Origin of the sequence: Mycoplasmopsis felifaucium ATCC 43428, from assembly GCF_000687775.1 — a bacterium.
Classification (GTDB): Bacteria; Bacillota_I; Bacilli_A; order Mycoplasmatales; family Metamycoplasmataceae; genus Mycoplasmopsis; species Mycoplasmopsis felifaucium.
The window spans coordinates 1-4,854 of record NZ_JHXS01000026.1; the positions used below are offsets into that span (position 1 = coordinate 1).

Below are 4,854 nucleotides of genomic sequence, written 5' to 3' on the forward strand. Positions count from 1 at the left end.
TTTTTTTTTTTTGTAAACAACATCAAAAATACTGAAAAAATATCATTATTTATACAATAAATAAAAATTAACCCCAAATTTTGAGGTTAACCATTAAAATATATTAATTTATTTCTAAAGTATATTCTTTTTCTGTATCAAATGAACCATCACTTAAAACACAATATCAATGCAATGTATATACATCACTATTTTTTGTAACATAAATACCCTTGTTAGAACCTGATTTTGGAACAGTTCAACCGAGTTGAGCACCTCTACCGTGAGTATTTAAACTAGTTATTTGGCTATTAACTGAAATACCTGTAATTGTTTTGCCTCATTTTTTGTCATTTTTGAAAATACCATTTTCAATTTTTACATAACTTTTATTACTTTTGATATTGATATCAAACGCCTGTTTAAGCTCAGCTTTCTTGGTTTCATCAATTACAAATAAAGTTTTTTCTTCAGAAAGTCTATGTACTAATGAATTTAAGTATTGTTTTCCTTCTGACGCTTTAAAACCGGATAATTTTACTAATTTTGAAGAAGATTCAAGGTTTGAAGCTTTTTCTTTTATTTTGAAATAAATTGAAAGCTCACTGCCTTTGATCTGAGTTTGAGTAATAATTAGCTCATAACCTTCTTTAATCCCCCCCACAACTTGTATGTCAGCATTTTGTATGCTATCTATTGTTTTTTCAGAAATATTAGGAATTTCTAAATTAACAGTTTCAACATAATCTTGGGCAGGATTAGAAGCTTTAAAACCACTTATAGTTAATTCTTTAGCTTCAGTTGATTTTGTTTTTCCGTTAGTTTTATCTATTAATTTAACAGTAATTTTTGCATTTCCAGCAGAATCATTTGATTCAACTAGTTTTACTTCAACAAATAATTTACCACTTTCGGCTTTTAATTGACCAAGTTTGTAGCTAATTGAAGCTTCTGTAAAATCATATTCTGATGGTAATGATTCATATTTCTTAGGCAGATAAATAGTATCTGAATCCATTCTTGCAACCATTTCATTTAATTGCTCAACCGAATAAAGGGCAGCTTTTAATAAATTGGTTACAAAAATGTCTTTTTCGCCCGATTCATTGCCGTTTTTGTCTCTTAATTTGAATGAAATAACAAGCGTACCTTTTTGGTTATTCTGATCTTTAATTTGTACTATACGTTCAACGCCATCTTCGCTAGGTGTTTGTTGTGTAAGTTTTTCTAAAGTAACATCAGATGGTAAGGTATTTTCTTTATCTTTAACTTGATATTCATCCATTGGCAAAGCGTCAATTTTTTCGTTCAACAAGTTAACAGCTTGTGATTTCGCAGAATCAACTGGTGTACTTGAAGTATCGGCAGGTTTAGATGTATTGTTTTGGTTTGTAGTTGCGTTTTCAGCTCCTTTTTGTTTTTCAGTCGTTTTTTCACAAGAAGCAGAAACAACTGAAACAAATGGAATTGCAGCTGAAGCAATTGTTCCAATCAATATTAACTTTGTTTTTTTCATTAGTCTCCTTAATAAATTTTAATTAATCATAATAATTATAATTCTTATGAACTAAGAGATAATTACACCAGTTAATAAATGGCAAAAATTTCAGTAAATAAATAAAAATGAGCAAAGTTGCTCATTAGATTATTCATAAAATAAATCTATTTTTGTTTCAACATTTTCTCAAGTCTCACAAGATTGGCGAATATTATTTACAAAGTTAATACATTCAGATAAATTAAAACCTTCGGTTATTTTTGCGTATGATTCTATTTTACTTACAGGTAAAATAATATTTGAAAACCCTGCACCAATTAAAATTGGTAAGTATCTAGAGCTGTTTAAAAGTTTTCCATAAACAAATAACTCTTTTTGGCTTTGTTTATTGTATTGAGATGCTATAGTGGTAAATTTTAAACAATCAACTATTGCCGGAGTTCAATCAAAATATACATAGTAAAATAAATCAGTATTTAAAAAGATAGCATCAACATAATTAGAAATTTTTGGACACATTAAAGTACCATAGAAATTTGAAATAATAACTCCAATTTTTGGATATTTTACGTCTTTATAATTATCTTCAGCAATTACTAAATCATGTGCTTTTTTAAGAATTTCTATCATTTTTAAAAGCTTATCAATTGAATTTATATTTGGAAAAACAACTTTTATTTTTTTGTTTTTTGAAGCTTTTAAAATTAGTTTAATTTGAGTAATTAAATTAGAAGAATTATCATTATATTTATCTAAATCAGCTGTTTTAAAGTAAATTTCGTCAGCATTAGCTTTAATACATATTTCGTTATAAATGTTTTGCACCTCGTTTAAATTAGACGTTAAATCATATTCTTTTGAAATAAAATTAGTATCAACCAAAATATATTTCACTTGTTCTTTATAACTTTTTCTAAGAGTAGCGAAATTATTGATTCAAACTGTAAAATTAATTAAATAATTATCCTTTGTATAAGTTTTATTGAACATTATTTATCCTTGTTGTTTTCGTCATTAAATTGATTGCATTTAAGATCTTTTGAAGTAGATAGATTATTATTTTTTTCAATCTTTTTCTCTAATTCTTCTATCTTTTCTCTTATATCTGCCTGAGTTTTAGCAATTTCAGAATAGGTGGCAGATGAATCATCTGAAAATCTAGAAAACATAAAAAATAATTCTTGTCTTTCTTCTTTATTAAAACGTAATTCTTTTTTATTAATCATATTGAAGGAGTAAATAGCAACATTTACTTCAAATTTTAAAAGTCATGAATAAGGTTGTTTACTTTTTCAAGCGTTTTCATCACCATTTAAGCCTCTCATGAGAATAAATGATAAATTCAGCATTTCAAGCAAAGGCCCTAGAAAAACTGCCCAAAATGCCAATAAAACAGCCACAGAAATAACAAAAGACATTACCAAAGTGTTTCATTTTCATCTAACTAAAAAAACTATTGAGGCAGTAATTATAAATAGTATTAAAACTAAACTTAAAAATGTTACTGAGTATAAAATTGCTTTCTTTCGTGAATAACTAGCAAATTTATTTAACTTTTCTTCTTTTATGGTTGAATTCATAAATAAAAACTCCTATCCGATTGCAACTGCTTCAGTAATATATTCATATTTATACGAAGAGTTTTTCTTGTTATTTCAAATTAAGACACTACTACTTATGCCAAATTGTCCTATAAACATAATTGCACAAAGAGCAAGAAGTGAAACAACATTTAATTTAGATGTTACACCAGAGGTTAATCCGGTAGTACCAAATGCAGAAACCACTTCAAAAATTATGTGAGTTGATCCAAATTCTGCAGTTCCTATTTGACCACCAAATGTACTTAAACTTGACATACAAATAAAACTTACTAATAGTACAATAAAGATACTAATAGTAGCAACAATTGCACTCATTTTTACTGTATCATCATCAATTCTACGTTTGAATGCTCTAACATTAGGGCGGTTGAAAATTTTACTAAAAATACTTAAAAATAGGATTCCAGTAGTAGTTGTACGTATACCACCACCAGTAGAGGCTGGTGCTGCACCTATGAACATTAATAATGTTAAAACTCATATAGATGGTTGAGATAAGTCGTATAAATTAAATAATGAGAATCCAGCACTTCTAGTTGATAAGGTTGTAAAAAATAATGCTCAAATTCTGTCTGACTTACTGCCATATAAATCGGGGCTTAAATTTGTGTTCAAAAATGCGTTTTGCTTAGCGGCAAGTTCAAAACTTAAAATGAATAAGAACCCAAATAATGTGGTTATGAAATAGGTTGATACGGAAATTTTTGAAAATAAACTTCAAGAATAATAAGCTTTCTTATTTTTAGATTTAACTCTAATAAAATTAAAGAAGTCATGAATAACAGGATATCCAATACCGCCGATAACAAATAAGATTATGAAAATAATGTGCAATGAATAATTGGAATAAAATGGCAGCAATGAATTATTTCCAATAATATCAAAGCCAGCATTATTTAAAGCACTTATTGAATGGAAAATTCCATATCTAATGCTTAATGAAAGGTTTTTATGTGGGCTAATATAGTCATTTATAATTTGTGTCCCCGAAACACTATCTAAAACATAATAAGATGAATTTTTAGCCGTGCTTGGTGAAACAAAATAGAAATAGAACGATAAGCCAATAGAAGCTAAAATCAGCACTATTAGTAAAAAGATAATAGAGTCAACAATCATTCTTTTAGTTTTAAAGAAGTCGCTATTCCCTCTTTCGTGAGATACGAGCTCTACATCACTCATTGATGTACGCCCGCCTAAAAAGATTATGTTAATAAGGAATATTTTTAAAGCAAAAATTCCTAAACCGCCTATAAGTATACAGAATGCGATAACCGCTTGCCCAAACGTATTTCAAGCTATATATGTTTGTTGTGTAACTAAACCAGTATCACTAAAGGCACTACAAACAGTAAAAAAGGCATCAGCAAATGTTATTTTTTTATATCCAATTGCATTTACATAATCCGGATTATGTGAAATGGAACTATTTAAAAATAAGGTACATACTAAAATAACTACAACATAGGTTATAAAGATATATTTTATTTTTGTTCCGGTTTTTCTTAATCCCCAAAGCTTTTTGAAAAAAGCTCTGATTTTTGAATCCCTTCATCATCTTGATAATTTATTTGATTTCATAAGCTCTCTTTTTATCAATAATATAATACATAATTATAATAAATATATTATATTAGATTTACAGGATAATTCCTGCAGTCATTAAACTACTAAAAATTTTATAAAATGCAAAAGTGAGGTTCCGCCTAAAACGATAAATAATAAAAATCTATTTTAATAATAGACTATTGTTTAGAAAGCAATAGAAAAGAT

Annotated in this window: 4 protein-coding genes; all 4 read right to left on the reverse strand. The window is 27.5% G+C overall.

Annotation, left to right across the window (positions count from 1 at the left end; all coding sequences use genetic code 4):
• Positions 1 to 103: 103 nt before the first annotated feature.
• Positions 104 to 1,495, reverse strand: coding sequence for a lipoprotein 17-related variable surface protein (locus T390_RS0103375; protein ID WP_027335079.1), 1,392 nt, complete (start codon positions 1,493 to 1,495; stop codon positions 104 to 106).
• A 129-nt stretch (positions 1,496 to 1,624) separates the two neighbouring features.
• Positions 1,625 to 2,467: a putative PEP-binding protein gene (locus T390_RS0103380; protein WP_027335080.1), complete on the reverse strand. Its 843-nt coding sequence runs from the start codon at positions 2,465 to 2,467 to the stop codon at positions 1,625 to 1,627.
• Positions 2,467 to 3,057: an MAG0130/MAG3770 family membrane protein gene (locus tag T390_RS04140; protein ID WP_156930767.1), complete on the reverse strand. Its 591-nt coding sequence runs from the start codon at positions 3,055 to 3,057 to the stop codon at positions 2,467 to 2,469. Before T390_RS04140 ends, T390_RS0103380 begins: the two co-directional genes overlap by 1 nt.
• Before the next feature lie 12 nt (positions 3,058 to 3,069).
• A complete protein-coding gene (locus T390_RS0103390; RefSeq protein ID WP_027335081.1) occupies positions 3,070 to 4,662 on the reverse strand; it encodes a potassium transporter TrkG in 1,593 nt (530 codons plus the stop codon).
• Between the last annotated feature and the right edge of the window lie 192 nt (positions 4,663 to 4,854).